This window comes from Delftia sp. RIT313 (genome assembly GCF_000632165.1).
Classification (GTDB): Bacteria; Pseudomonadota; Gammaproteobacteria; order Burkholderiales; family Burkholderiaceae_C; genus Comamonas; species Comamonas acidovorans.
This window is the reverse complement of the sequence record NZ_JFYT01000038.1, coordinates 40,887-64,397: the sequence shown is the minus strand read 5'-3', so window position 1 is coordinate 64,397 and position 23,511 is coordinate 40,887. Positions and strand designations below refer to the sequence as shown.

Genomic DNA, 23,511 nt, shown 5'->3' with positions numbered 1-23,511 from the left:
GCCGAGCCATTTCTCGCCCGTCGATCACCGGATAGTGCGGTGCTTTTGCACCGCAACAATCCCCTTTGAAAACAGGTTTCTGACGCCTTGAGCCGTCACGCTTTGGTGGGGCATTTTACCCAATGCCCCAAGGGGCATGGGCGGCTCCGGGTCAGGATTCCGAGGGTATTCCCCAGGATCCGGAAAACCGCCCTCCCCTGCGGCCTCAGCGCGCCGGACGGATCAGCACGTACTGTGCCCATTCCCCACGGCGCACCAGCAGGTTCACCGGCTTGCTCTTGTCCACCTTGGCCAGCGTGGCCTCGAAGCTCTTAAGCCCCGTGATCTCGACATTGGCCAGCTGCAGGATCACGTCGCCTTCGCGCAGGCCCGCACGTGCCGCAGCCTCGACGGCCGCCGTCACGCGCACGCCGCCCTTGATGCCCAGCTCCTTCTTCTGGGCATCCGTGAGCTCGGCCAGCGTCAGGCCCAGCGGCTGGGAAACCAGGGTGCTGCCCTTGCCGGTGGCCTTGGCCTGCGGAGCCGCGCCGTCGGGCTCGACCTCGGCGATCACCATGGTCAGATCCTTGGCTGCGCCGCGACGGAAGACGGTGATGGTGCTGCGTGTGCCGGGCTTGGTATTGCCCACCAGGCGCGGCAGGTCGGCCACCTTGTCGATGGCCTTGCCGTCGAACTTGATGATCACGTCACCGGCCTCGACGCCCGCCTTGGCAGCAGGCGAATCCGGCTCGACGGCCGAGACCAGTGCGCCCTGCGCCTTGCCCAGGCCAATGGATTCGGCAATGTCCTTGGTGACCGGACCGATCTGCACGCCAATGCGGCCCCGCGTGACCTTGCCAGTGGCGCGCAGCTGGTCGCTGACACGCACGGCCTCATCGATCGGAATCGCGAAGCTGATACCCATGAAGCCGCCGGAGCGCGAATAGATCTGGCTGTTGATGCCCACGACCTCGCCGCGCATGTTCAGCAACGGGCCGCCCGAGTTGCCGGGGTTGATGGCCACATCGGTCTGGATGAACGGCAGATAGTCGCCCGTATCGCGCTGCTTGGCACTGACGATGCCCGCCGTGACGGAGTTGTCGAGGCCGAAGGGCGAGCCGATGGCCATCACCCACTCGCCGACCTTGAGGCGGTTCACATCGCCGATCTTCACGGCCGGCAGCCCTGTGGCGTCGATCTTGACCACGGCCACGTCGGTGCGCTTGTCGCTGCCCACGATCTTGGCCTTGAACTCACGCTTGTCGGTCAGCGTGACGATCACCTCGTCAGCTCCTTCGACCACGTGGGCATTGGTCATCACAAAGCCATCGGCCGTCAGGATGAAGCCGGAGCCCACGCCGCGCGGCTGCTCCTCGTCAGGCTGTGAACGCGGCTGTGGGCGCTGGCGCGGCACATTGGGCACGGGCAGGCCAAAGCGGCGGAAGAATTCGAGCATGTCCTCGTCCATGCCCAGCGCCTCGGCGGAGTTGGCGGACACCTTCTCCAACGTGCGGATGTTGACCACGGACGGCCCGACCTGCTCGACCAGATCGGTGAAGTCCGGCAGCCCCCGCACCACGGCGCCACTTTGCGCATGGGCGGCACTCACCGGCACCAGCATTCCTGCGCTGCCTGCGGCCAGCGCCAGAACGCCGGCCAGTGTGCAGGACTGCAGCGTCTTCCATCGAACAGTGGTCATGGTCATCCTTTCCATCTCAATCATTACGTTGCCCCGACGCCATCGCGCCCAGGCGGTTTGTTCGGACACATGGCAGCCGACTTGCTTTCGGACGAACGTCACATTCTGGCGCAGTCCTGGCGAGCATCGGCCAGACGATGGCTCAGAAGCCTGAAAGACGCGGTTAGTTCCCGAATCGGCAGCATGCATGGGGCACAAGCCGCCGTGCATGGAGCACAAATGACTGCACCCGCGTCCACTTCAATGCCGAAAGGCTGGACGCGGGTGCAAAAGAAGGCAGGAGAGCAATGCTCTCCTGTGAGATTCAGCGCTGGTTGGCGCGCGGTGCCGAGGCGAAGTTGGCGTTGCGCAAGAAGCTGGCAGGCATCTGCAACGTGGCCGGCCCACTGTATTGCGGATGGGAGGCCAGCAGCGCATCCAGGCGCGGATCACGCAGCATCACGCTCTGCCCGTAGGGTCCGGCCACCGCCACGACCGAGGAAGACTGGGCCGTATCGCCAAGCGGGAAGTCCTGGGCATTGCCAGCCACCGCAACCGGCGCCGACGGAGCACCTGTCTCAAGGGCCGCCAGGGCGCGGCCCGGCGCCGCGCCGGGACCGGCAGGCGCGCCCAGCATCACGCTCCAGCCAATGGCAGCCACGGCCGCCACGGAGGCAAAGCCCGCCGCCATCTTCCAGCGGAATACCGAGGCATTGGCCGCATCGCGCAGCGGCGCTCCATTGATCACGGCCCGGTCCTGCGCCGGATGCGCAATTTGCGCCAGCTCTTCGGTGGCCACGGAAACCAGCGGACGGCGAGGCTCGTTGGCCAGTTGGGCGCGGATTCCGGAGAGCACATCATGCCGGCTGTGATGGGCCAATTCCGGGGAACGCAGCACATCGCCCACGAGGTGGTACATGCGCCACTCCTGCTGGCCTGCGTCGCTTTCCGCATAGGCCAGCACGGCCTGCAACTCTGCGGCAGAGAGTTCACCATCAGCCAATGCCGACAATTGTTCGCGCTTCGTCAGATCGTCATTCATGATCAATCACCTGCTTGTCTGCTTTGAGACCCTGTACCCAAAAAATGCACCACCCGGCGGCCACAACCCCGTCACGCCTACCAACGCTTGCCCGACTGGCGCTCCAGCAAAGGCTTGACCCTGGCTGAAATCGCTTCCCGTGCGCGAAAAATCCGTGAGCGCACGGTGCCGATGGGGCAACCCATGGCGTTCGAGATTTCCTCGTAGCTCAGGCCTTCGATTTCCCGCAACGTGACAGCCTGTCGGAGATCCTCGGGCAAAGCCTCCATGGCGGCGTTGACTGCCTGGGCAATTTCCTGGGCTGCCAGGATCGTTTCGGGCGTTTCTTCGGTGGTTAGTTCCTGGCTGACCCGGGAAGTTTCATCATCGTCATCCCCGTTGTGTAACGCGCTTTCGGTGATCAGCGGCGAGCGCTTCATGTCCAGCAGCGCCTTCTTGGCAGTATTCACGGCAATGCGGTACAGCCAGGTATAGAACTGGGCATCGCCCCTAAACTGGTGCAGGGCACGATAGGCGCGGATGAAGGTTTCCTGCGCAATGTCCGGCACCAGGTCCACGTCGCGCACCATGCGGCCGATGAGGCGCTCGATGCGGCGCTGGTACTTGATGACCAGTAGCTCGAAGGCCCGCATGTCTCCTGCGTTGGTGCGCTCGACCAGAGCCAGGTCGCTATCGGCAGAAGAAGGCGGGAATTCGGGAGGCGTCATGAAATCGGTGAAGACGGGCCACGGCGGCCCTGGCGCAGTCATTGCGCCCGTTCTGTAGGTCTGGCCGGGGAATATACAGCACGCCGCAAATCACCCCAGGTTTCCGGACTCTGCCTGCACAACAGGAGAAGCCAGCGGGAGCTGCGCCAACGCAAGGGCCCCGCCGGCACCATGGAACCCAGGGGACGGACCTGCACCCACAACCACGATCCACCATCGGCTCGCACCTGCAGCAGCACCGGCTGCGCAGCCTGGCCTGGATCCGCCTCGTCGATCGACCACTGCACGCCATCCCAGGCGATGAAACCTTTACCCAGGCTGTGCCATCCATGCCACATGCCTGCAGCAGCAACCAGGCAAACCGCAACGGCCACGGCTGCAGGCCACCACCCTGACTGGAGATTCAAGGCCCATGCCAGCAAAAGCATGGCGGCCAGCAGCCAAAGCGCACAAAGACACACTGCCACGGTGCGCGATGGCTTCAGCGGATGGCGAACTGCGGGCGGCGCATGGCGAGACGGCATGCCTGCAGTGTCGCAAAACCGCAGCATGACCGACATTTATCCTGCTTTCACCTGGCACATGCGCGAAATAAAAAAGCCCGCTCCCTTGCGGGGCGGGCTTTTCATGTGCGTTGCGCAGGCCTCAGATCCGCTTGAACACCAGCGTTCCGTTGGTGCCTCCGAAGCCGAAGTTGTTCTTCACCGCCACCTCGATCGTCGCGTCCCGCGCCGTATTGGCGCAGTAGTCGAGATCGCACTCCGGGTCCTGGTTGTCCAGGTTGATGGTCGGAGGAATCTTTTGCTCGTGCAGTGCCAGCACGGTGAAGACGCTCTCGATGCCACCAGCACCGCCCAGCAGGTGACCTGTCATGGACTTGGTCGAACTGACAACGATTTTCTTGGCGTGATCGCCCAGAGCCGCCTTGATGGCGTTGGTCTCGTTGAGGTCGCCCAGCGGCGTGGAAGTGCCGTGCGCGTTCAGATAGTCGATCTGGTCGGCATTGATGCCGGCATTTCGCAAAGCTGCCAGCATGGCGCGGCGCGGGCCGTCCATGTTGGGTGCCGTCATGTGGCCGGCATCGGCACTCATGCCGTAGCCGCACAGTTCGGCGTAGATCTTGGCACCGCGGGCCTTGGCATGCTCGTACTCTTCCAGCACCAGCACGCCCGCGCCTTCGCCCAGCACGAAGCCGTCGCGGTCCTTGTCCCAGGGGCGCGAAGCGGCCTTGGGATCATCATTGCGCGTGGACAGGGCGCGCATGGCGGCAAAGCCGCCGACGCCCAGGGGGGAGACCGTGGCTTCCGTGCCACCAGCCACCACCACATCGGCATCGCCGTATTCGATCATGCGTCCCGCCTCGCCTATGCAGTGCAGCCCGGTCGTGCAGGCAGTCACCACGGCAAGATTCGGCCCCTTGAAGCCGAAGCGCATGGACACATGGCCAGCCACCATGTTGATGATGGAGGCAGGCACGAAGAACGGCGTGATGCGGCGCGGTCCGCGCGCAGCCAGTTCCGCGTGGGTGTTCTCGATCAGCGGCAAGCCGCCGATGCCCGAACCGATCACACAGCCGATGCGCGTGGCCAGATCATCCGACAAGGCCTCGCCCGTGGGCAGACCTGAGTCCTGCACGGCTTGCGCCGCAGCAGCGATGCCGTAATGGATGAAGGTGTCCATGGAGCGCGCATCCTTGGCGCTCATGTACGACTCCACATCGAATCCCTTGACCTCGCCCGCAATCTTGCAGGCAAAGTTCGAGGCATCGAACTTGGTGATGAGGTCAATGCCGGACTGGCCGGCCAAAAGATTGGCCCAGGCGTCGCCCACCGTGTTACCCACGGGGGAGATGCAACCCAGGCCGGTCACGACAACGCGACGACGGCTCATGCGTAAAACCTTCTGCTGATCGCTCGGGTCAGGGCCCTATCAGGCCTTCTGGTGGGTGTTGGCGTAGTCGATGGCGTTTTGCACCGTCGTGATCTTTTCCGCGTCTTCGTCGGGGATCTCGATGCCGAATTCATCTTCCAGGGCCATCACCAGCTCCACCGTGTCCAGGGAGTCAGCACCCAGATCAGCCACGAAGGCCTTTTCGTTGGTGACTTGAGACTCTTCAACGCCGAGTTGTTCGGCAATGATTTTTTTGACACGTGCTTCGATATCGCTCATGGTTTCCCTCTGGGGGTTGTGAATGAACCCGCGATTCTAGCTGCTTCGGGCCTCAGGCCCTCTTCAGCCGGCCGTCGCGAGGAAACGGCCTCTTCTGTTGCAAGCAACGCCGGCTTCTGGCAGGGGTCTGCCCGAAGCCGCCGCTGCACTTACATGTACATGCCGCCGTTGACGTGCAATTCCTGGCCGGTGACGTATCCCGCACCCGCAGATGCGAGGTAGGCCACGGCATGGGCGATATCGCTGGGCTGGCCCAGATCGCCCATGGCGATCTGCGATTTGAGCGCGTTCTTCTGCTCTTCGGGCAGCTCCGCCGTCATGTCGGTGGCAATGAAGCCAGGCGCCACGCAGTTGACCGTGATGCCGCGGCTGCCCAGTTCACGGGCCAGCGCACGCGTCATGCCGGCAACGCCGGCCTTGGCGGCTGCATAGTTGGCCTGACCGGGGTTGCCGGAGGCTCCAACGACGCTGGTGATGTTGATGATGCGGCCAAAACGCTGCTTCATCATGGGCCGAATGGCCGTACGGCTGACTCGGAAAACGGCCTTGAGATTGGTGTCGATCACCGCATCCCAGTCGTCGTCCTTCATGCGCATGGCCAGGGTGTCGCGTGTGATGCCGGCGTTGTTGACCAGCACATGCAGGCCGCCGTCATTCTTGACGATGCTGTCGATCAAGGCATCGACGGCCGCCCCATCCGTGACATTGAGGTTCACGCCGCGGCAGCCCTCATGGGCCGACAGGGCCTGGCCGATCTTTTCCGCGCCACCGTCGGTGGTGGCCGTGCCGATCACGCGGTAGCCGCGCGCTGCCAGCTCCTGGGCAATGGCAGCACCAATGCCACGCGAGGCGCCCGTCACCAGGGCAACCTGGGGCTTGTTCTGGTTGTCAGTCATGCGAGGGATTCTTTCACGTCGGCCAGCGTGGCCGGATCATAGAGGGCAGCGGCCGTCAGGTCCGCGTCAATCCGCTTGGTCAGGCCCATGAGCACCTTGCCGGGACCGCACTCGACGAGATGCACGATGCCGCGCGCCTTCATGGCCTGAACGCATTCCACCCAGCGCACCGGGCCAAAGGCCTGGCGATACAGCGCATCGCGGATGGCGTCGGCGTCTTGCTCGACCGCCACGTCGATGTTGTTGAGCACGGGAATCTGCGGCGCAGCCAGCGCCGTGGCAGCCAGCGCCGCCTTGAGCTTTTCGGCCGCAGGCTTCATCAGGCTGGAATGGAACGGCGCCGACACGGGCAACGGCAGGGCACGCTTGGCGCCTGCGGCCTTGAGGGCTTCGCAGGCCTTTTCGACAGCAGCCTTGCTGCCGGCGATCACGGTCTGCGAAGGATCGTTGAAATTGACAGCTTCGACGACTTCAGCGCCACCCAGGGCAGCCGTGACCTCGGCGCAGCCTGCGCGCACCTTGTCGGCGTCCAGACCCAGGATGGCCGCCATGGCGCCCGTGCCCACGGGCACGGCCTCCTGCATGGCTGCAGCACGCAGGCGCACCAGCGGGGCAGCCTGGGCCAGCGTCAGCACGCCCGAGGCGACCAGGGCGGAATACTCGCCCAGCGAATGGCCTGCCACGACATCGGGCAGCGCGCCGCCTTCGGCCTGCCACACGCGCCAGGCGGCCACACCGGCCACCAGCATCACGGGCTGGGTGTTGGTGGTGAGCGCCAGGGCTTCCTTCGGTCCTTGCTGGATCAGCTGGCCGATGTTTTCACCCAGCGCCTCGGAAGCTTCGGCCAGCGTCTGCGCCACGACAGGATGGTCACCCCATCCGTCGAGCATGCCCACCGATTGCGAGCCCTGGCCGGGAAAGACGAATGCAAACTTCTTCATATTTTCAAAAATAAAAGCCGCGCCATGGGAGCCTGCCGACAGGCAGGCATCCCGCATCACATCTTGAGAAGCACCGCACCCCAGGTGAAGCCACCGCCCACGCCTTCCAGCAGCACGGTCTGCCCAGGCTTGACCTGGCCATTGCGCACGCCGTGGTCCAGCGCCAGCGGGATCGAGGCGGCCGAGGTATTGCCATGCTGGTCCACGGTCACCACCACCTTGTCCATGGACAGCTTGAGCTTGCGCGCCGTGCTTTGCATGATGCGGATGTTGGCCTGGTGAGGGATCAGCCAGTCGATGTCGGCATCGGTGAGCCCGGCCTTGTCCAGCGTAGCGCGGGCGGCCTTTTCCAGCACGCCGACCGCCAGCTTGAACACGGCCTGTCCATCCATCTTCAGCAGCGGATCGCCGAGCACCTGGCCGCCGGACACATTGCCCGGCACGCAGAGGATGCCGACATGCTTGCCATCGGCATGCAGGTCGGACGCCAGGATCCCAGGCTGCTCGGACGCCTCCAGCACCACCGCGCCGGCGCCGTCGCCGAACAGCACGCAGGTCGTGCGGTCGTTGAAATCAAGGATGCGGCTGAAGACTTCGGAACCCACCACCAGCGCGCGGCTTGCGGCGCCGGACTGGATCATGGCATCGGCCACCGTGAGAGCGTAGACAAAGCCGCTGCACACAGCCTGCACGTCAAAGGCCGCGCAGCCATTGGCGCCAAGCTTGTTCTGCAGGATGCAGGCCGTGGACGGGAAGACCATGTCGGGCGTCGAGGTGGCGACGATGATCAGGTCGATGTCCTGCGGCTGGCAACCAGCGGCCTCCAGCGCCCTCTTCGACGCCTCCAGGGCCAGATCGCTGCTGGCCACGTCGGGCGCGGCAAAGTGACGGGCATGGATGCCGGTGCGCTCGACGATCCACTCGTCCGAGGTCTCGATGCCACGCTGGGCCAGTTCGGCTGCCAGATCGTGATTGGTGAGTCGGCGGGGTGGCAGGTAGCTGCCCGTGCCGGTGATGCGTGCGTAGCGTCTCATCTGTATTAGGGCGCCGACGGTCCCGATTCCGACTGCGCAGCCAGCAAAAGAGGCAGGACTGCGGAGATGCGGGTACGGACACGGTCGAGCAGGTTGTTGCGGGCCGCATCATACGCGCGGTTCAGCGCGTGCTCGAAAGCCAAGGCATCGGCTGACCCATGGCTTTTGAACACCAGCCCACGAAGGCCCAGCAGCGCCGCACCGTTGTGACGCCGATGGTCCACGCGATTCATCAGCGCAGTTAGCACCGGATAGGCAACGATTGCAGCCATTTTGGTGAAGATGTTGCGCTTGAACTCCTGCTTGAGGGCATTGGAGATCATGGACGCCACCCCCTCGGAAGACTTGAGGGCCACGTTGCCCACAAAGCCGTCGCAGACCACGACCTGGGTCGTGCCCTTGAAGATATCGTTGCCTTCGACGTTTCCGTAGAAGTTCAGGTGACCGGCCTTGCCTGCCGCGCGCAACAGTTCGCCCGCACGCTTGATGACTTCACTGCCCTTGATCTGCTCTTCGCCGATATTGAGCAGGCCCACCGAAGGCGCCTCTTCGTTGTTCAGCGCAGACACCAGAGCCGAGCCCATGACGGCGAACTGCAGCAGATGCTCAGCCGAGCAATCCACGTTGGCACCCAGGTCCAGCACCGTGGTGGCACCACCCTTGGCATTGGGCAACTGGGGAGCGATGGCGGGACGATCGATGCCATCCAGCGTCTTGAGCAGGTAGCGCGAGATGGCCATCAGCGCACCCGTATTCCCAGCCGACACGGCAGCAGCAGCCTGGCCATCCTTGACCTGCTGGATGGCGACGCGCATCGAGGAATCCTTCTTCCTGCGCAGCGCCACCTCGATCGGGTCATCCATGCCGACGACTTCCGAGGCCGGCACCACGCTGGCGCGCTCATGCGCAAAGCCAGCCAGCGCATCGGGCTGGCCGACCAGCAGCAGCCGGGCGTCGGAATGGGAATCGAGGAACTGGCGGCACGCCGCGAGCGTGACGCGGGGGCCGTGATCACCCCCCATGCAGTCAACGGCCAAAGTGATCATGAGCGACTGGCAAGCCTGTTGCGAGGCCTGGAAAGATAGGAACGGCCATCAGAAAAAACAAAAGCCCGCGCTACGAAAACTGTAGCCGCGGGCTCTGCGGGAACGGTCGAAGGTCAGGCTTCGGACTTGTTCTTCAGCACTTGACGGCCGCGGTACACGCCGTTGGGGCTGATGTGGTGACGCAGGTGGGTTTCACCCGTGGTGGGTTCCACGGCGATGCCAGGCACATTCAGTGCATTGTGCGAACGGTGCATACCGCGCTTGGAGGGGGACTTCTTGTTCTGCTGAACAGCCATGATGGCTCCTGTGTATCTGAAAAGGGTTGGTAAAAAACGCGATCAGCCCATTAAAGACACGAGGGGGTTTCGCGCGAAGCCCTTGATTATAGCGCAATCGCTTTTCCCGGCCTCGACCTTTTTTCCGGGCATCTCGATCAGTCTGCGGATTTGCCCACATCCAGGCCGCGAAGGACGGCGAACGGGTTGGGCTTGTCCTCGATGGCCTGCTCGAAGTCCGCGTCGCTGGACTGCAAGCTCACAGACTCGGGGCAGACATCGTGACGCGGCACCACGGGCAGTTCCATGAGCAACTCGTCCTCTATGAGTTCGAGCAGATTGAACTCGCGGCTGAGCACCAGCAGGTCCTCATCGCTTTCGTCGTCCTCGGACTCGGCTGTGGCTTCATCCGCAACAAAGCGAAAAGACCGATCAACCTGCAGGGTGATGGGCGCCAGGGCCAGGCAGCGCTGGCACACCATGGGCACGACGGCATCGGCCTGCAGATGCAGCCACACCTGACCGGGGCCGCCGGTCTGCTCGACCAGCTCGCCGTCCGCCTGCCAGTGCACCTGGCCGTGCGTATCACCGGCATCCGGCTGCGCATCCTGGGCCAGACGCGGGAAGACTGACAGTGTTGTCTGGTCCTGAAGATGGCCCTGCGATTGCGCGAAAGCGCGAACATCGAGGCGGGCCGCAGAAAATTCCTTGCTCATGCGGGCAGTGTAAGAGAATCCGGGCATGCAAGCTCCCCACCCCGCCTTAGCCCAGGCTCCCGGCCTGGCGCGTCCCCTGATCCTTGGCTCCACCTCACGCTACCGCCGCGAACTCCTGGAGCGGCTGCGGCTGCCATTCCAGACCGTCTCCCCGGAAGTCGATGAAACACCTCTGACCGGAGAGACACCGCACGCCCTTTCCCTGCGCCTGGCCCTGGCCAAGGCCCAGGCCGTGGCTGCGCTGCACCCCGGCGCCGTTGTCATCGGCTCCGACCAGGTGCCCGAGCTCGATGGCCTGCCGCTGTCCAAGCCCGGCAACCATGAACGCGCCACCGAACAGTTGCGCCAGATGAGCGGGCGCCAGATGAATTTCCACACTGCCGTGAGCGTGGTCTGCCAGGAAACCGGCTTTTCCGAGACCGACGTGGTGACGGTTCAGGTGCGCTTTCGCGATCTCAACGATGCGGAAATCGAGCGCTACCTGCGCGCCGAGCAGCCTTATGACTGCGCAGGCAGCGCCAAGAGCGAGGGCCTGGGCATTGCCCTGCTCGACGCCATCGTCAGCGACGACCCCACGGCACTGATCGGCCTTCCGCTGATCCGCACATGCCAGTTGCTGCGCGCCGCAGGAGCCGTGCTGCCATGAGCGATGCCATCACCAAGCCCCTGACAGGAACGCTCTACCTGGTGCCCGCGCCGCTGGACTTCGGCTGCGATGAGCAAACGCCGCTGACGCAGGTCCTGCCCGATGGGACACTGCGCACCGCTGCACGGTTGACCCACTGGATCTGCGAAAACGCCAAGAGCACACGCGCCTATCTCAAGCGCATCGACGCGCTGCATGCACTGGCCCAGCCCTTGCAGACACAGCAGATCACCGAGCTGCCGCGCGAGGCCCACAAGAAGGGGGACCATGGCGACAAGGGTGCCGCCGTCTTTGACGCCAAGCCACTGCTCGCCCCCTTGCTGGCCGGACACGACATGGGACTGGTCAGCGAGGCCGGAATGCCCGCCGTGGCCGACCCCGGCAGCTCCATCGTGCGCGCCGCGCACGATTTGGGCATACGTGTCGTGCCGCTGATCGGACCCGTATCGCTGCTGCTGGCACTGGCCGCCAGCGGGCTCAACGGACAGAACTATGCCTTTGTGGGCTACCTGCCCCAGGATGCCGGCGGACGGGTACAGCGCATCAAGGAGCTTGAAGCCCTGGCATTGCGCCAAGGCCAGACCCAGCAGTTCATCGAGACGCCCTACCGCAACGCCGCGCTTTGGCAAGCCCTGCTGCAGACGCTGCAACCCCATACCCGTTTGGCGTTGGCCTGCGGCTTGACGCTGGAAAGCGCCCGCATCGAAAGCCGGCTGGTGCGCGAATGGCGCCAGCACAAGGACGCGCCGGACAACCGCACGCCGGTGGTGTTCTCCATCGGCCGCTGAAGCCGCCCACCAGCGAAAAAGCCCGCCTTCGACAGGAAGGCGGGCTTTTTCGTCTTGGCAGGCCGAGCGGGAAACCCCGCAAGAATCAGCGCAGAGCCGGGAGGCTGGAACGCAGTGCCTGCACCGCACCACCGCCAAAGGCCGCGCCGAAACGCTTGGCCAGGCGCTCGGCCACGTTGTCGCGGCGCGTGTAATCCACCACCTCTTCCGCCTTGACCACTTCACGGGCCACATAGTCAAGACTGCCCAGCTTGTCGGCCAGGCCCATCTCCACCGCCTGCTGGCCGGTCCAGAACAGGCCGCTGAAAGTCTCGGGCGTCTCATGCAGGCGGTCACCACGGCCAGCCTTGACCACGTTGATGAACTGCGAGTGGATCTGGCCCAGCATCTTGTGGGCATGTTCGCGCTGCCCTTCGGACATGGGGCTGAACGGGTCCAGGAAACCCTTGTTCTCGCCAGCCGTCAGCAGGCGGCGCTCCACGCCGAGCTTTTCCATGGCGCCGGTGAAGCCAAAGCCATCCATGAGCACGCCGATGCTGCCCACGATGCTGGCCTTGTCCACAAAGATCTCATCGGCGGCAGCAGCAATGTAGTAGGCGGCCGAAGCGCAGGTCTCTTCCACCACGGCATACAGGGGCTTGTCGTACTTGCCCTTGAGCCGCACGATTTCGTCATTGATGATGCCGGCCTGCACAGGGCTGCCGCCCGGCGAGTTGATCAGCAGCACCACGGCGCGCGAGCCCGAATCCTCGAAGGCACTGCGCATGGCGGCCACCACGAATTCCGCGCTGGCGTCGGCACCTGCGGCGATCTCGCCCTTGACCTCGACCACGGCCGTGTGCGGGGAGGAACTGGTCGTGGTCGCCGTGTCCTTGGCAAACAGCACCCACAGCACCACGAGGATGAGCGCCGTCCACAGCAGGCGGCCAAACAGGCGCCAGCGGCGCGAGGCACGCTGCTCGTTGATGGTGGCGAAGACCAGCTTTTCCAGCACCTCCCGCTCCCAGCCGCTCGATGCCGCCGTGCGCGCATCGGCAGCCGCCGTGGCGGGCGTGGCCCGGGCCCACAGGTCCGCCCCCGGGGATGGGTGCGATGCGGAGCCAGGATTTTCCGGAGGTATGGGGGAAGTCATGTCAGAACTCGACGGGTTTCAGGTTATCGGCAGTATGCCAGTGCACCACCCCCGCGCTTTCGCTCAGGGAGATTTTCACAAGGCCGCCACGGCAGGGCCCGCCAGCGCAGGCGCCGCTGTCGGGCGCGTAGGCCGCTCCATGGGTTGCGCACAGCAGCCAGCGTCCGGTGTCATCGAAAAAGCGGTCCGGCTGGTAGTCCATCTCCATGGCCACATGGGTGCAGCGATTCAGATAGGCGTGCACCTGTCCCTCGAAGCGGATGGCGAATGCGCGGCAGGCATGACCCGCGTAGACCACGTCGAAAGGCACGGCATTCGCCCCTTCCTGCAGGGCATCGCTGGCGCACAGAACGATGCGTTCAACGGTCAACGGCACACCTCACGAGCATGAATCCACGCGCTGACGCGGGCATGACGACTCAGCCATGGGCCAACAGCCACTGATGCAAATCCGCAACACTCTGCGCCACATGCAACGGCTTCAGCACGCCAAAGCCGTCGGTGGGATGCGCGCCATAGCCCACGCCTACGCTGGCACAGCCTGCATTGCGGGCCAGTTCCAGGTCGTGCGTGGTGTCGCCGATCATCAGCACCCGCGAAGGGTCCGCACCAAATTCGGCCATCAGCTCCTGCAGCATCAGCGGATTCGGCTTGCCGGCGGTCTCGTCCGCCGTGCGCGAGCTGTCGAACATGCCGCGCAGCTGCGGGTCCTGCAGCGCATCGTTCAGACCACGGCGGCTCTTGCCCGTGGCCACGGCCAGCAGGTGCCCTCGCTCGCGCAGCGCCGCCAGCATGGGCAGCACGCCGGCGAACAGGCTGATGTCGTCCTGGTGCTTGATGAAATGGTGGCGATAGCGGTTGCCCAGCTCGGGGTATTTTTCGGGCGGCACATCGGGAGCTGCACGCGCCAATGCGGGCATCAGCGCCATGCCGATCACATAGGACGCCGCCTCATCGCTGGGAGGCGCGCCCCCCACATCGGCCACGGCCGCCTGAATGCACTTGACGATCACCGCGGTGGAATCCGACAGCGTCCCATCCCAGTCGAAGGCAATGAGATCGAAGCGGCGCGCACGGTGCATCTCGGAAGAACCAGGATTTGTCATATTTACAAGGAGTCGGAGCCAGCGTCAGCCGGCGAAACGGGCCAGTTCTTCGGGAAGCTCGGCGCGCAGCTCCACCCGCTCGCCACTGGCCGGGTGGGTGAACTGTAGCCGCCATGCGTGCAGGAACATGCGTTTGAGCCCCTGTTTCTGCAGGCGTCGGTTCAGGTCGAAGTCGCCATATTTGTCATCGCCCGCAATCGGGTGCCCCTGGCTGGACAGGTGCACGCGGATCTGGTGCGTGCGCCCGGTCTTGATGGTCACCTCCAGCAGGCTCATGGCCGGCAGTCCCAGCAGAGGCTGGGGCGCCAGCGTGCTGCGAACGCGCACCAGCGTGACGGAGCGCATGCCGTCAGGATCATCGGCCGTGGTCACCCGCACGCGGCGTTCGCCGTCGGCCTGCAGGTATTTGTGCAGCGGCAGATCAATCACCTTGTGGTTGGCCGGCCAGGTGCCCTGGACCAGGGCCAGATAGGTCTTGCCGGTCTCGCGTTCGCGGAACTGGTCCTGCAGATGCGTCAGCGCCGAGCGCTTCTTGGCCACCAGCAAGATGCCGGATGTCTCGCGGTCGAGCCGATGCACCAGCTCCAGAAAACGGCTTTGCGGCCGCGCCTGGCGCAGTTGCTCGATGACACCAAAACTCACACCCGAGCCGCCATGCACGGCCACACCGGCGGGCTTGTCGATGGCGATCAGGTGCTCGTCTTCCAGCAGACTGGGGAAATCCCTCGCTGGCGCTGGCCGCTCGGCCTTTTCGGCGACTTTTTCGGAAATGCGCACGGGCGGTATGCGGACGATATCGCCGGTAGAAACGCGGGTTTCCGCACTGACGCGCCCTTTGTTGATGCGCACTTCTCCACTGCGGATGATGCGATAGACATGGGTCTTGGGAACGCCCTTGAGATGGCGTATGAGAAAGTTGTCCAACCGCTGTCCGGCCGAATCGTCATCGACTTCGATCAGCCGCACTGCGGCAGTGGCTGCGTTCAGGGAACGGTCGTCTGCCGGTTTGCCCTCTATAATGTGTTTCACCTGTGCCGAACTATTTATAAGTGGTTGATTCTCATGGAGTTTAGTCCAAACAACCATTTCCCCGCACAGGCAGGTCGATGCCATCCGGTGTCATGCACGCGAAACAGCAGGAAAAGATGGCCTGCGAAGTTCGTCGTTGCATCGGTTGTGGCTGACGAATTGAAACACTGATACGGAATCTCAAGCTGGCAGAAGGGGTCGGACCCGGCGTCCACCGCTGCCAGCGGATCAAAAGCGAGCATGTGGATCTTTTGGGCATGGATGGTCACGCTGTGGAGCAGGAAAACGCCTGCGCCCAGGATCATTGCCGCCCCCAAGCCTCCCGCCTGCCCCGCACGTGCAGCAGCTTCGCTTGAAGCTGGACGGCGTGCCTCTCTCATCGCTCTCGTCCCCCTGCCCTTGCCCCCATTGCTGACTTGAGCCAGGTCTCAAGCATCAAGGCATCCGGCGATTCCTTTCGTTTCGACGCGTCAGTCCGGCATCTCGGCTCCCTCGCGAGCCTGTCTTTGATTACGAGTCAAAGGCGTGACGGTCTGGCAGCAGAGGCTGCACTCCGGCGCGCCCCAGAGAAAACGAATAAAGGAAACGCATCATGAAACGGATGCTCATCAACGCCACGCAGTCGGAAGAACGTCGCCTTGCCATCGTCGATGGCCAGAAGCTGCTCGACTACGAAATCGAAATCGAAGGGCGCGAGCAGCGCAAGGGCAACATCTACAAGGCCGTGGTCACGCGCGTGGAGCCCAGCCTTGAGGCCTGCTTCGTCGACTACGGCGAGGACCGCCACGGCTTCCTGCCCTTCAAGGAAATCTCCAAGCAGTATTTCGCCGAAGGCGTCTCCCCCAGCCAGGCCCGCATCAACGAAGTCATCCGCGAAGGCCAGGAACTGATCGTCCAGGTCGAGAAGGAAGAGCGCGGCAACAAGGGCGCGGCCCTGACCACCTTCATCTCGCTGGCTGGCCGCTACGTGGTGCTGATGCCCAACAACCCGCGCGGCGGTGGCGTCTCGCGCCGCATCGAGGGCGAGGACCGCGCCGAACTCAAGGAGGCAATGGACCAGCTTGAGTACCCCAAGGGCATGTCCATCATTGCGCGCACCGCCGGCATCGGCCGCACCGCACCCGAGCTGCAGTGGGACCTGAACTACCTGCTCAAGCTGTGGAACGCCATCGATGGCGCCGCCAAGTCGGCCAAGGGCGCCTTCCTGATCTACCAGGAATCGAGCCTGGTGATCCGCGCCATCCGCGACTACTTCAACGGCGACATCGGCGACATCCTCATCGACACCGACGACATCTACGAGCAGGCGCAGCAGTTCATGCAGCACGTCATGCCCGAGCATGCCGCCCGCGTCAAACGCTACCGTGACGACGCCCCGCTGTTCAGCCGCTTCCAGATCGAGCACCAGATCGAATCGGCCTACGCACGCACCGTGACCCTGCCCTCGGGCGGCGCCATCGTCATCGACCACACCGAAGCGCTGGTCTCCATCGACGTGAACTCGGCCCGCGCCATCAAGGGCGGCGACATCGAGGAAACCGCCACACGCACCAACCTGGAAGCCGCCGACGAAGTCGCGCGCCAGATGCGCCTGCGTGACCTGGGCGGCCTGATCGTCATCGACTTCATCGACATGGAGGAGAGCAAGAACCGCCGCGAGGTCGAGAACCGCCTGCGCGACGCGCTGCGCCAGGACCGTGCCCGCGTGCAGTTCGGCACCATCAGCAAGTTCGGCCTCATGGAGATGAGCCGCCAGCGCCTCAAGCCCGCCCTGTCCGAAGGCGCGCACATCAACTGCCCGCGCTGTGGTGGCTCCGGCCACGTGCGTGACACGGAAAGCTCGGCGCTGCAGATCCTGCGCATCATCCAGGAAGAGTCCATGAAGGACAACACGGCCGCCGTGCACTGCCAGGTGCCCGTGGAAGTGGCCAGCTTCCTGCTCAACGAAAAGCGCGGCGAGATCACCAAGATCGAACTCAAGCAGCGCGTCAACGTGATCATGGTTCCCAACAAGTCCATGGACACGCCGCACTACAAGCTCGAGCGCCTCAAGCACGACGACGTGCGCCTGGAAAGCATGGAAGCCAGCTACAAGCTGGCCGAGGAGCTGGACGCGGAAACCACGGTGACGCGCCGCTCGCAGGAGCCCACCAACAAGCAGACGCCCATGATCAAGGGCGTGCTGCCCGACATGCCGGCCCCCATCGCCGAGCCCCGTCCCGAAGGCAGCCGCAACCGCCCGGCCAACGGCCAGCAGCGCGATGCCAAGCCTGCGGCAACCGCTGCAGCGCCCGCACCGGCCGTCGCCCCCGTCGTGGTACGCGAGCAAGGCTTCTTTGCCTGGCTCAAGAGCCTGTTCGGCTTTAGCGCGGCACCTGCGCCGGTCGCAGCGCCCGCTCCGGCCGCCGAAGCCCCCGCTCGCGAAGCACGCCGTGACGGCCGCAACGACAACCGTGGCCGCCGCAACGAACGCAATGGTGAGCGTGGCGAGCGCTCGGAGCGCAATGGCGAGCGCGCTGGCGCCCCCAATGCCGAACGCCAGGCCGGCAACGGTGACCGCAACCGCCGCAATGCCGAGCGTGGTGAGCGCACTGAACGCGGTGAACGCCCGGAGCGTGGAGAGCGCCCGGATCGTGGCGAGCGCGGTGAGCGCGCCGACCGCGGCGAACGCCGTGGCCGTGGTGAACGCAGCCGTGACGGTGAAAGCCGCCAGCCGCTGGAAGCCGTGAACGGCGTGGCCGCTGTCGCTGCAGATGGCAGCACCATCGAGCAGCGTCCCGAGCGCGCCCCGCGTGGCGAGCGCCAGGAGCGCGGTGAAGGCCGCCGCGAACGTGGCGAGCGCGGTGAACGCGCCGAACGCAGCGAGCGCCAGCCCCGCCAGTTCGAAGTCGCTCCCGAGACCGAAGAGAACCTGGACAACCAGGCCCAGCAACAGGACCCGTCCCTGGACAACGCTGCCCCCGCCTCCGGCGAAGAGCAGCCGCGCCAGCGCCGTTCGCGCGACCGCTATGGCCGTGACCGCCGCGAGCGTGGCGATCGCGGTGACCGTGCAGAGCGCGCACCGCGCGAAGCGGAGGGCGAAGCCGTCCAGTCCTTCGAAGCCGCCGCTCCCGAGCAGGACCAGCCTGCCCGCCGCAGCTACTTCAACGCAGCCAGCCCTGCCGCCGAAGCCCAGGCTTCTGAAGCCATGGCCGAAGCGCAAGTGCCTGCGCAGCCCGCAGCAGCTGCAGCAGCCCAAGCGGTGCAGCAACCCGTCGCGGCCCCCGTGCCCGAGCAGCAGGTTGCCGCTCCCGTGCCCGTGGCTGCGGTGACCCCCGCGCCGGTCGCACCCGCCCCCGTGGTGGCACCCGTGGCAGCACCTGCACCCGTGGCCGCTCCTGCCGCAGTGGCAGTCGCGCCCGCAGCAGCCAAGGCCGTTGAAGCAACCGCCGAACGCGGCCTGCCCAAGGTCCAGGCCTACCAGTTGCCCATGTCCGAGTTGCAGGCGCTGGCCGCCGCTTCGGGTCTGCAATGGGTGGGCTCCGATGCCGACAAGGTGGCGGCAGCCCAGGCAGCCATCGCCGCCGAACCGCAGCCCGAGCGCGTCGTGCGCGAGCGCCCGCCCGTCGTCGCTCTGGATGACGGCCCGCTGATCCTCGTGGAAACACGCAAGGACCTCAGCGAGCTGCAACTGCCGTTCGAGCAGCAGCCGCAGCCACAGGGCGCGGCCCAGGTCTGACCACAGACAGTGACAACACAGGGGCCCTCGCGGCCCCTGTTTGTTTCCGCCTCCGCCCTCACCTCATCCGTCTCCCCACGCCTTCCGTCCACCTCTTTCCAGGAGCTTCCGTCCCGCCATGCTGTTGCTGCTCTCCCCCGCCAAATCGCTGGACTACGACACCCCACTGCCCCCGAAACTGCCGCACACGCTGCCCGTCTTCTCCGAACAGCCGCTGGAGCTGATCGAAGTGCTGCGCCGCCAGTCGCCCCAGCAACTGTCGGAACTGATGGGTATCAGCGACAAGCTGGCCGCGCTCAACGTGGCGCGCTACGAGGCCTTCAGCCCGCGCTTCACGGCCACCAACGCCCGGCAGGCGCTGCTGGCCTTCAACGGCGATGTCTACGAAGGCCTGCAGGCACGCAGCCTGGATGCCGAGGACCTGGACTGGGCACAGCAGCACCTGGCCATCCTCAGCGGCCTGTACGGCGTGCTGCGCCCGCTGGACCGCATGCAGCCCTACCGCCTGGAAATGGGCTCCCGGCTGGAAACCGCGCATGGCAGCAACCTCTACCAGTTCTGGGGCAGCCGCATTGCCGAGCACCTGAACCAGCGCGCGGCCAAGCAGCCGGCGGGCGAACGCGTCATCGTCAACCTGGCTTCGCAGGAATACTTCAAATCGGTAGACTTGAAGCACCTCAAGCCCCCGGTGGTGGAATGCGCATTCGAGGATTACAAGAACGGCGCCTACAAGATCATCAGCTTCCATGCCAAACGTGCGCGCGGGCTGATGGCACGATTTGCCATACAACGACGCGCTCGCAGCGCGGCTGAACTCGAAGCCTTCGATCTGGAGGGCTACGCGCTGGCGCCAGCTTCCTCGACGCCTGCGCGCCTGGTGTTCCGTCGCAAGACCGCTGACTGAGCCTCGCCGGCCACCGGCCGGCCCCGGCCTCGATGCCTTTGGAGTCCATTCACTGCGGCAAGGGCCGCACTGCACGCCATGAGCCTCAAATCCTCACCAGATTCCCAGACCACCGCGCAGGATCTGCCCGTCGGTCTCACGCCTGAACTCATGCAATGGGTGCGCGACCAGCGCGCATCCGGCATAGGGCCTGCGGCCCTGCTGCGCTCCATGCGCGACGTGGGCTGGAGCGAAGAACTGGCAAGGCGGGCGCTGGACCTGCCCGAACAGGGCGAGGTGTCGCCACCGGCCGTCGTCGTCTCGGCCTCGAGCCTGCCCGAACCGGACCTTGCCCAGGACCCCAGCAGCATCGATGTCGGCGACCGCCAGGTCCAGGTACTGGTCAGCATGCGCAACCCGCGCATCGTGGTCTTCGGCAACCTGCTCTCGCATGAGGAGTGCGACGCCATCATCGCTGCCGCACGTCCGCGCATGGCGCGCTCGCTCACCGTGGCCACGCAAAGCGGCGGCGAAGAGATCAATGACGACCGAACCAGCAACGGCATGTTCTTCCAGCGCGGGGAAACCGGCATCGTCAGCCAGCTGGAAGAACGCATTGCCCGCCTGTTGCGCTGGCCGCTGGACCATGGCGAGGGCCTGCAGGTGCTGCACTACGGCCCGGGCGCCGAATACAAGCCCCACCACGACTACTTCGCGCCTGGCGAACCCGGCACGCCCACCATCCTAAAGCGCGGCGGCCAGCGCGTGGGCACCCTGGTCATCTACCTGAACGAGCCCGAGCGGGGCGGCGCAACCATCTTCCCAGAAGTGCCGCTGCAAGTGGTGCCGCGCCGGGGCAACGCCGTCTTCTTCAGCTATGAGCGCCCCGACCCCTCCACGCGTACCCTGCACGGCGGCGCGCCCGTGCTGGCCGGCGAAAAATGGATCGCCACCAAATGGCTGCGCGAGCGCGAATTCCACTGAATAGCCAGCGAACCCGGGCGCACCGACCCTTATTGACCTTATATGGCCGCCCATGCCTGCGGGCATGGAAATTCAGTTAGCTTCAAAGCCTGGGTCCACGCGCTCCGCGCGGACCGTCCAGGCTTGACCAGCGCCGGCACGGCCGGCCCTTTTTCCATGAACACTCCCGAACAATCCCAGCTGGGCAAAAGCTCCGCCTACATCGACCAGTACGACCCCTCGCTGCTGTTCCCGTTGCCGCGTGCGCCCAAGCGCGAAGAGATCGGCCTGCAGGGCGGCCAGATGCCCTTCTTCGGCGCCGACCTGTGGACGGCGTTCGAGCTGTCCTGGCTCAACCTGCGCGGCAAGCCGCAGGTGGCGCTTGTGCATTTCACGATTCCCTGCGAGACCCCCAATCTCATCGAAAGCAAGTCCTTCAAGCTCTACCTCAACAGCTTCAACAACACCCGCCTGGCCGACGCGGCCGAAGTCCAGGCACGCCTGCGCACCGACCTGGCCGAAGCGCTGTGGCGCGGCAGCGAGCAAAAGGGCAGCATCGGCGTGAAGATCATCGGCCTGGACCGCTTCGACCAGGAAATGGTGCAGGAGCTCGACGGCCTGCTGCTGGACCGCCTGGATGTGGAGTGCACGCAATACCAGCCCGCCCCGGAGCTGCTGCGCGCCAACCATGAAGAAGGCCCCGTCACCGAGACCCTGGTCAGCCACCTGCTCAAGAGCAACTGCCTGGTCACGGGCCAGCCCGACTGGGGCAGCGTGCAGATCCGCTACAGCGGCGCGCAGATCGACCAGGAAGGCCTGCTGCAATACCTGGTGAGCTTCCGCAACCACAACGAATTCCATGAGCAATGCGTGGAACGCATCTTCATGGACATCTGGACCCGCTGCCGCCCCCTCAAGCTCTCGGTCTACGCACGCTACACGCGCCGTGGCGGCCTGGACATCAACCCGTTCCGCACCAGCCATCCTGGCGCCTTGCCGGCCAACGTGCGCTCGGCGCGGCAGTAAAAGAGGCGGCCGGCCCCTTCCCCTCACCGCAACGTAAACACCTCCAGCGACCGCTCCAGCGACTGGGCGCTGGCGCGCAGCGAGCCCGCCGCGCCGGCCGATTGTTCGACCAGGGCGGCGTTTTGCTGGGTGACGGAGTCGAGCTGGGCCACGGCGTCGTTGACCTGGGCGATGCCTACGGATTGTTCACGCGTGGCGATGCTGATCTGGTGGACCAGGTCGCTGACGCGGCCCACGGCGTCGACCATGCCGTCGATGGTGCGGCCGGCGGCATCCATGCGGGCGTTGCCGTCGTTGATGCCGTCCACGGTGCGGTTGATGAGGCCGCTGATTTCCTTGGCGGCGGAGGCGCTGCGCTGGGCGAGGGCGCGCACTTCGCCGGCCACGACGGCAAAGCCGCGGCCCTGCTCGCCTGCGCGTGCCGCTTCGACGGCGGCATTCAGGGCCAGCAGGTTGGTCTGGAAGGCAATGCTTTCGATGACGCCGATGATCTCGCCCATGCGGCGCGAAGAGCCGCGGATGTGCTCCATGGCAGAGCCCACTTCCTGGATGGCGGCGCCGCTCTTGCCGGCAACCTGGCGGCTCTGGTCGCTTTCATGGGCCATGAGCTGGGCCGTGTCGGCGGTCTGCGCCACGGTGCCCGATATCTCTTCCATCGAGGCCGCCGTCTGCTGCAGGCTGGTGGCCTGGGATTCTGTGCGCTGCGCGAGGTCGAAGCTGCCCTGGGCGATCTCGTGGGCGGTGGTGGCAAAGCCGCGCATTTCGGTACGCACGTCGCCGACCACGGCGCGCAGGTTGATCTGAATCTGCTGCAGCCGCTGCATCATGGCGCCCATGGGGCCGCTGTAGTCGTGCTGCATGTTGGTGCCCAGCTGGCAGCTGGCAATGTCGGCGGCAAAGCCGCTGGCCTGCTCCAGGCCCGCCACGCAGCGCTGCTGGAAGCGCCACAGCACAAAGCTGCCTCCCGCCAGCAAGGCGGCCAGGCGCGTGCCCCAGGCTGCGGCGCCCTGCCAGCCCAGCAGGTCGGGCAGCATGGCGGCCAGGCCCACGCCGCCCAGCATCAGCGCCATGCGGGCTGTCAGGCCCAGGTCGCTGCGGCGGTCCCACAGGCCTGCCAGGCCCAGGCGGCGCAGTTCGCCGCCGCGCAGTCGCAGGGTTTCCTGGCCGGCATCGGCTTCGGCGCGCATGCGGGCATAGAGGGCTTCGGCGGCCTCGATCTCGTCCGGCCGGGGCTTGGTGCGCACCGACAGGTAGCCGCGTGGCCGGCCGCCTTCCATGATGGGCGTGACGTTGGCGCGCACCCAGTAGTGGTCGCCGTTCTTGCGCCGGTTCTTGACCAGGGCAGTCCACGGGTAGCCGTGGGCGATGGTGCGCCACATGTCCTTGAAGGCGGCGGCCGGCATGTCCGGGTGGCGGATCAGGTTGTGCGGCTGCTCGATCAGTTCCTCGTAGGAATAGCCGCTGACCCGCACGAAGGCCGGGTTGCAATGGGTGATCTCGCCCTTGGTGTTGGTGACGGATACCAGCAGCTCATCGCCCGGAAAGTCGTAGTTGAGCTGGCTGACGGGCAAATTCACGCGCATGGGTACCACTCCTTTGGGATGTCTCTTGTTCTTGTGAAATGGCATGGCAAAACGCTCAGAAGCCACCGGAATCCATCAAACGGAAACACAAATTCACATTTCCAAATCATCTCACAGCACGGCAACCGCAGTCCCATGCTCGGAACTGGTGCAT

At 65.2% G+C, this 23,511-nt stretch carries 23 protein-coding genes; 6 read left to right on the top strand and 17 right to left on the bottom strand.

Annotation, left to right across the window (positions count from 1 at the left end; genetic code table 11):
• Nucleotides 1-205: 205 nt before the first annotated feature.
• From BW39_RS09990 to BW39_RS09940, 12 genes are all read right to left on the bottom strand, one after another.
• Nucleotides 206-1,678 carry a DegQ family serine endoprotease gene (locus BW39_RS09990; RefSeq protein WP_043783674.1) on the bottom strand — a complete coding sequence of 491 codons (1,473 nt, stop codon included), beginning with the start codon at nucleotides 1,676-1,678 and terminating at the stop codon, nucleotides 206-208.
• A gap of 304 nt (nucleotides 1,679-1,982) precedes the next feature.
• The gene (locus tag BW39_RS09985; protein WP_013800997.1) at nucleotides 1,983-2,699 is read right to left on the bottom strand and encodes a sigma-E factor negative regulatory protein; all 717 of its coding nucleotides are present in this window, start codon (nucleotides 2,697-2,699) and stop codon (nucleotides 1,983-1,985) included.
• Nucleotides 2,700-2,776: 77 nt separating this feature from the next.
• A complete protein-coding gene (gene rpoE / locus BW39_RS09980; protein WP_043783676.1) occupies nucleotides 2,777-3,406 on the bottom strand; it encodes an RNA polymerase sigma factor RpoE in 630 nt (209 codons plus the stop codon).
• 38 nt (nucleotides 3,407-3,444) lie between these two features.
• Nucleotides 3,445-3,966, bottom strand: coding sequence for a hypothetical protein (locus BW39_RS30990; protein ID WP_152547222.1), 522 nt, complete (start codon nucleotides 3,964-3,966; stop codon nucleotides 3,445-3,447).
• 85 nt (nucleotides 3,967-4,051) lie between these two features.
• The gene (gene fabF / locus BW39_RS09975) at nucleotides 4,052-5,296 is read right to left on the bottom strand and encodes a beta-ketoacyl-ACP synthase II (protein ID WP_013800994.1); all 1,245 of its coding nucleotides are present in this window, start codon (nucleotides 5,294-5,296) and stop codon (nucleotides 4,052-4,054) included.
• Nucleotides 5,297-5,335: 39 nt separating this feature from the next.
• Nucleotides 5,336-5,575 (bottom strand): acyl carrier protein, encoded by a 240-nt coding sequence (gene acpP, locus BW39_RS09970; protein WP_003058049.1) that lies wholly within the window; start codon nucleotides 5,573-5,575, stop codon nucleotides 5,336-5,338.
• A 149-nt stretch (nucleotides 5,576-5,724) separates the two neighbouring features.
• Entirely contained in the window at nucleotides 5,725-6,471 is a 747-nt protein-coding gene (fabG, locus tag BW39_RS09965) for a 3-oxoacyl-ACP reductase FabG (protein ID WP_013800993.1), read from the bottom strand.
• The gene (gene fabD / locus BW39_RS09960) at nucleotides 6,468-7,412 is read right to left on the bottom strand and encodes an ACP S-malonyltransferase (protein WP_043796600.1); all 945 of its coding nucleotides are present in this window, start codon (nucleotides 7,410-7,412) and stop codon (nucleotides 6,468-6,470) included. The genes fabG and fabD overlap by 4 nt, the downstream gene beginning before the upstream one ends.
• Before the next feature lie 56 nt (nucleotides 7,413-7,468).
• Nucleotides 7,469-8,446: a beta-ketoacyl-ACP synthase III gene (locus BW39_RS09955; RefSeq protein WP_043821477.1), complete on the bottom strand. Its 978-nt coding sequence runs from the start codon at nucleotides 8,444-8,446 to the stop codon at nucleotides 7,469-7,471.
• A gap of 5 nt (nucleotides 8,447-8,451) precedes the next feature.
• On the bottom strand, nucleotides 8,452-9,492 hold the full coding sequence (gene plsX, locus BW39_RS09950) for a phosphate acyltransferase PlsX (RefSeq protein ID WP_043821475.1): 1,041 nt from the start codon (nucleotides 9,490-9,492) through the stop codon (nucleotides 8,452-8,454).
• A 113-nt stretch (nucleotides 9,493-9,605) separates the two neighbouring features.
• Nucleotides 9,606-9,788, bottom strand: coding sequence for a 50S ribosomal protein L32 (gene rpmF / locus BW39_RS09945; RefSeq protein WP_012207072.1), 183 nt, complete (start codon nucleotides 9,786-9,788; stop codon nucleotides 9,606-9,608).
• A gap of 137 nt (nucleotides 9,789-9,925) precedes the next feature.
• Nucleotides 9,926-10,483, bottom strand: a complete 558-nt coding sequence (locus tag BW39_RS09940) for a YceD family protein (RefSeq protein ID WP_034396686.1) — start codon at nucleotides 10,481-10,483, stop codon at nucleotides 9,926-9,928.
• Between the two features lie 25 nt (nucleotides 10,484-10,508).
• On the opposite strand from BW39_RS09940, the gene BW39_RS09935 reads away from it, so the two are divergent.
• Together BW39_RS09935 and BW39_RS09930 are read left to right on the top strand one after the other, a co-directional pair.
• On the top strand, nucleotides 10,509-11,129 hold the full coding sequence (locus tag BW39_RS09935; protein WP_043821473.1) for a Maf family nucleotide pyrophosphatase: 621 nt from the start codon (nucleotides 10,509-10,511) through the stop codon (nucleotides 11,127-11,129).
• On the top strand, nucleotides 11,126-11,917 hold the full coding sequence (locus BW39_RS09930) for an SAM-dependent methyltransferase (RefSeq protein ID WP_043821471.1): 792 nt from the start codon (nucleotides 11,126-11,128) through the stop codon (nucleotides 11,915-11,917). Before BW39_RS09935 ends, BW39_RS09930 begins: the two co-directional genes overlap by 4 nt.
• A gap of 85 nt (nucleotides 11,918-12,002) precedes the next feature.
• Here BW39_RS09930 and BW39_RS09925 read toward each other — a convergent pair whose 3' ends face one another.
• The 4 genes from BW39_RS09925 to BW39_RS09910 are packed head-to-tail and all read right to left on the bottom strand — an operon-like array spanning nucleotide 12,003 to nucleotide 15,241.
• Nucleotides 12,003-13,049, bottom strand: a complete 1,047-nt coding sequence (locus BW39_RS09925) for a S49 family peptidase (protein WP_012207076.1) — start codon at nucleotides 13,047-13,049, stop codon at nucleotides 12,003-12,005.
• Nucleotide 13,050: 1 nt separating this feature from the next.
• On the bottom strand, nucleotides 13,051-13,419 hold the full coding sequence (locus BW39_RS09920; protein WP_013800985.1) for a Rieske (2Fe-2S) protein: 369 nt from the start codon (nucleotides 13,417-13,419) through the stop codon (nucleotides 13,051-13,053).
• Between the two features lie 49 nt (nucleotides 13,420-13,468).
• Nucleotides 13,469-14,155, bottom strand: a complete 687-nt coding sequence (locus BW39_RS09915) for an HAD family hydrolase (protein ID WP_043821468.1) — start codon at nucleotides 14,153-14,155, stop codon at nucleotides 13,469-13,471.
• A 24-nt stretch (nucleotides 14,156-14,179) separates the two neighbouring features.
• A complete protein-coding gene (locus BW39_RS09910; protein ID WP_034396692.1) occupies nucleotides 14,180-15,241 on the bottom strand; it encodes an RluA family pseudouridine synthase in 1,062 nt (353 codons plus the stop codon).
• Nucleotides 15,242-15,776: 535 nt separating this feature from the next.
• On the opposite strand from BW39_RS09910, the gene BW39_RS09900 reads away from it, so the two are divergent.
• The 4 genes from BW39_RS09900 to queF all read left to right on the top strand — a co-directional run bounded on the left by BW39_RS09900 (nucleotide 15,777) and on the right by queF (nucleotide 21,774).
• Nucleotides 15,777-18,902 (top strand): Rne/Rng family ribonuclease, encoded by a 3,126-nt coding sequence (locus tag BW39_RS09900; protein ID WP_043821466.1) that lies wholly within the window; start codon nucleotides 15,777-15,779, stop codon nucleotides 18,900-18,902.
• 118 nt (nucleotides 18,903-19,020) lie between these two features.
• Nucleotides 19,021-19,806, top strand: coding sequence for a peroxide stress protein YaaA (gene yaaA, locus BW39_RS09895; protein ID WP_043821465.1), 786 nt, complete (start codon nucleotides 19,021-19,023; stop codon nucleotides 19,804-19,806).
• 78 nt (nucleotides 19,807-19,884) lie between these two features.
• Entirely contained in the window at nucleotides 19,885-20,769 is an 885-nt protein-coding gene (locus BW39_RS09890; protein ID WP_043821464.1) for a 2OG-Fe(II) oxygenase, read from the top strand.
• 156 nt (nucleotides 20,770-20,925) lie between these two features.
• Nucleotides 20,926-21,774: an NADPH-dependent 7-cyano-7-deazaguanine reductase QueF gene (queF, locus tag BW39_RS09885; RefSeq protein WP_043821500.1), complete on the top strand. Its 849-nt coding sequence runs from the start codon at nucleotides 20,926-20,928 to the stop codon at nucleotides 21,772-21,774.
• Between the two features lie 23 nt (nucleotides 21,775-21,797).
• On the opposite strand, the gene BW39_RS09880 is transcribed toward queF, so the two are convergent.
• Nucleotides 21,798-23,357: a methyl-accepting chemotaxis protein gene (locus tag BW39_RS09880; RefSeq protein ID WP_043821463.1), complete on the bottom strand. Its 1,560-nt coding sequence runs from the start codon at nucleotides 23,355-23,357 to the stop codon at nucleotides 21,798-21,800.
• Between the last annotated feature and the right edge of the window lie 154 nt (nucleotides 23,358-23,511).

Bases quoted from the DNA above. Each gene is read 5' to 3' on its own strand.
- BW39_RS09990 (WP_043783674.1), bottom strand. From the start codon at position 1,678: ATGACCACTGTTCGATGGAAGACGCTGCAGTCCTGCACACTGGCCGGC.
- rpoE (WP_043783676.1), bottom strand. From the start codon at position 3,406: ATGACGCCTCCCGAATTCCCGCCTTCTTCTGCCGATAGCGACCTGGCT.
- BW39_RS09910 (WP_034396692.1), bottom strand. From the start codon at position 15,241: ATGGTTGTTTGGACTAAACTCCATGAGAATCAACCACTTATAAATAGT.
- rpmF (WP_012207072.1), bottom strand. From the start codon at position 9,788: ATGGCTGTTCAGCAGAACAAGAAGTCCCCCTCCAAGCGCGGTATGCAC.
- fabG (WP_013800993.1), bottom strand. From the start codon at position 6,471: ATGACTGACAACCAGAACAAGCCCCAGGTTGCCCTGGTGACGGGCGCC.
- BW39_RS09900 (WP_043821466.1), top strand. From the start codon at position 15,777: ATGAAACGGATGCTCATCAACGCCACGCAGTCGGAAGAACGTCGCCTT.
- acpP (WP_003058049.1), bottom strand. From the start codon at position 5,575: ATGAGCGATATCGAAGCACGTGTCAAAAAAATCATTGCCGAACAACTC.
- fabF (WP_013800994.1), bottom strand. From the start codon at position 5,296: ATGAGCCGTCGTCGCGTTGTCGTGACCGGCCTGGGTTGCATCTCCCCC.
- BW39_RS09930 (WP_043821471.1), top strand. From the start codon at position 11,126: ATGAGCGATGCCATCACCAAGCCCCTGACAGGAACGCTCTACCTGGTG.
- BW39_RS09890 (WP_043821464.1), top strand. From the start codon at position 19,885: ATGAGCCTCAAATCCTCACCAGATTCCCAGACCACCGCGCAGGATCTG.
- queF (WP_043821500.1), top strand. From the start codon at position 20,926: ATGAACACTCCCGAACAATCCCAGCTGGGCAAAAGCTCCGCCTACATC.
- BW39_RS09940 (WP_034396686.1), bottom strand. From the start codon at position 10,483: ATGAGCAAGGAATTTTCTGCGGCCCGCCTCGATGTTCGCGCTTTCGCG.
- yaaA (WP_043821465.1), top strand. From the start codon at position 19,021: ATGCTGTTGCTGCTCTCCCCCGCCAAATCGCTGGACTACGACACCCCA.
- BW39_RS09925 (WP_012207076.1), bottom strand. From the start codon at position 13,049: ATGACTTCCCCCATACCTCCGGAAAATCCTGGCTCCGCATCGCACCCA.
- plsX (WP_043821475.1), bottom strand. From the start codon at position 9,492: ATGATCACTTTGGCCGTTGACTGCATGGGGGGTGATCACGGCCCCCGC.
- BW39_RS09880 (WP_043821463.1), bottom strand. From the start codon at position 23,357: ATGCGCGTGAATTTGCCCGTCAGCCAGCTCAACTACGACTTTCCGGGC.
- fabD (WP_043796600.1), bottom strand. From the start codon at position 7,412: ATGAAGAAGTTTGCATTCGTCTTTCCCGGCCAGGGCTCGCAATCGGTG.
- BW39_RS09915 (WP_043821468.1), bottom strand. From the start codon at position 14,155: ATGACAAATCCTGGTTCTTCCGAGATGCACCGTGCGCGCCGCTTCGAT.
- BW39_RS09935 (WP_043821473.1), top strand. From the start codon at position 10,509: ATGCAAGCTCCCCACCCCGCCTTAGCCCAGGCTCCCGGCCTGGCGCGT.
- BW39_RS09955 (WP_043821477.1), bottom strand. From the start codon at position 8,446: ATGAGACGCTACGCACGCATCACCGGCACGGGCAGCTACCTGCCACCC.
- BW39_RS30990 (WP_152547222.1), bottom strand. From the start codon at position 3,966: ATGTCGGTCATGCTGCGGTTTTGCGACACTGCAGGCATGCCGTCTCGC.
- BW39_RS09985 (WP_013800997.1), bottom strand. From the start codon at position 2,699: ATGAATGACGATCTGACGAAGCGCGAACAATTGTCGGCATTGGCTGAT.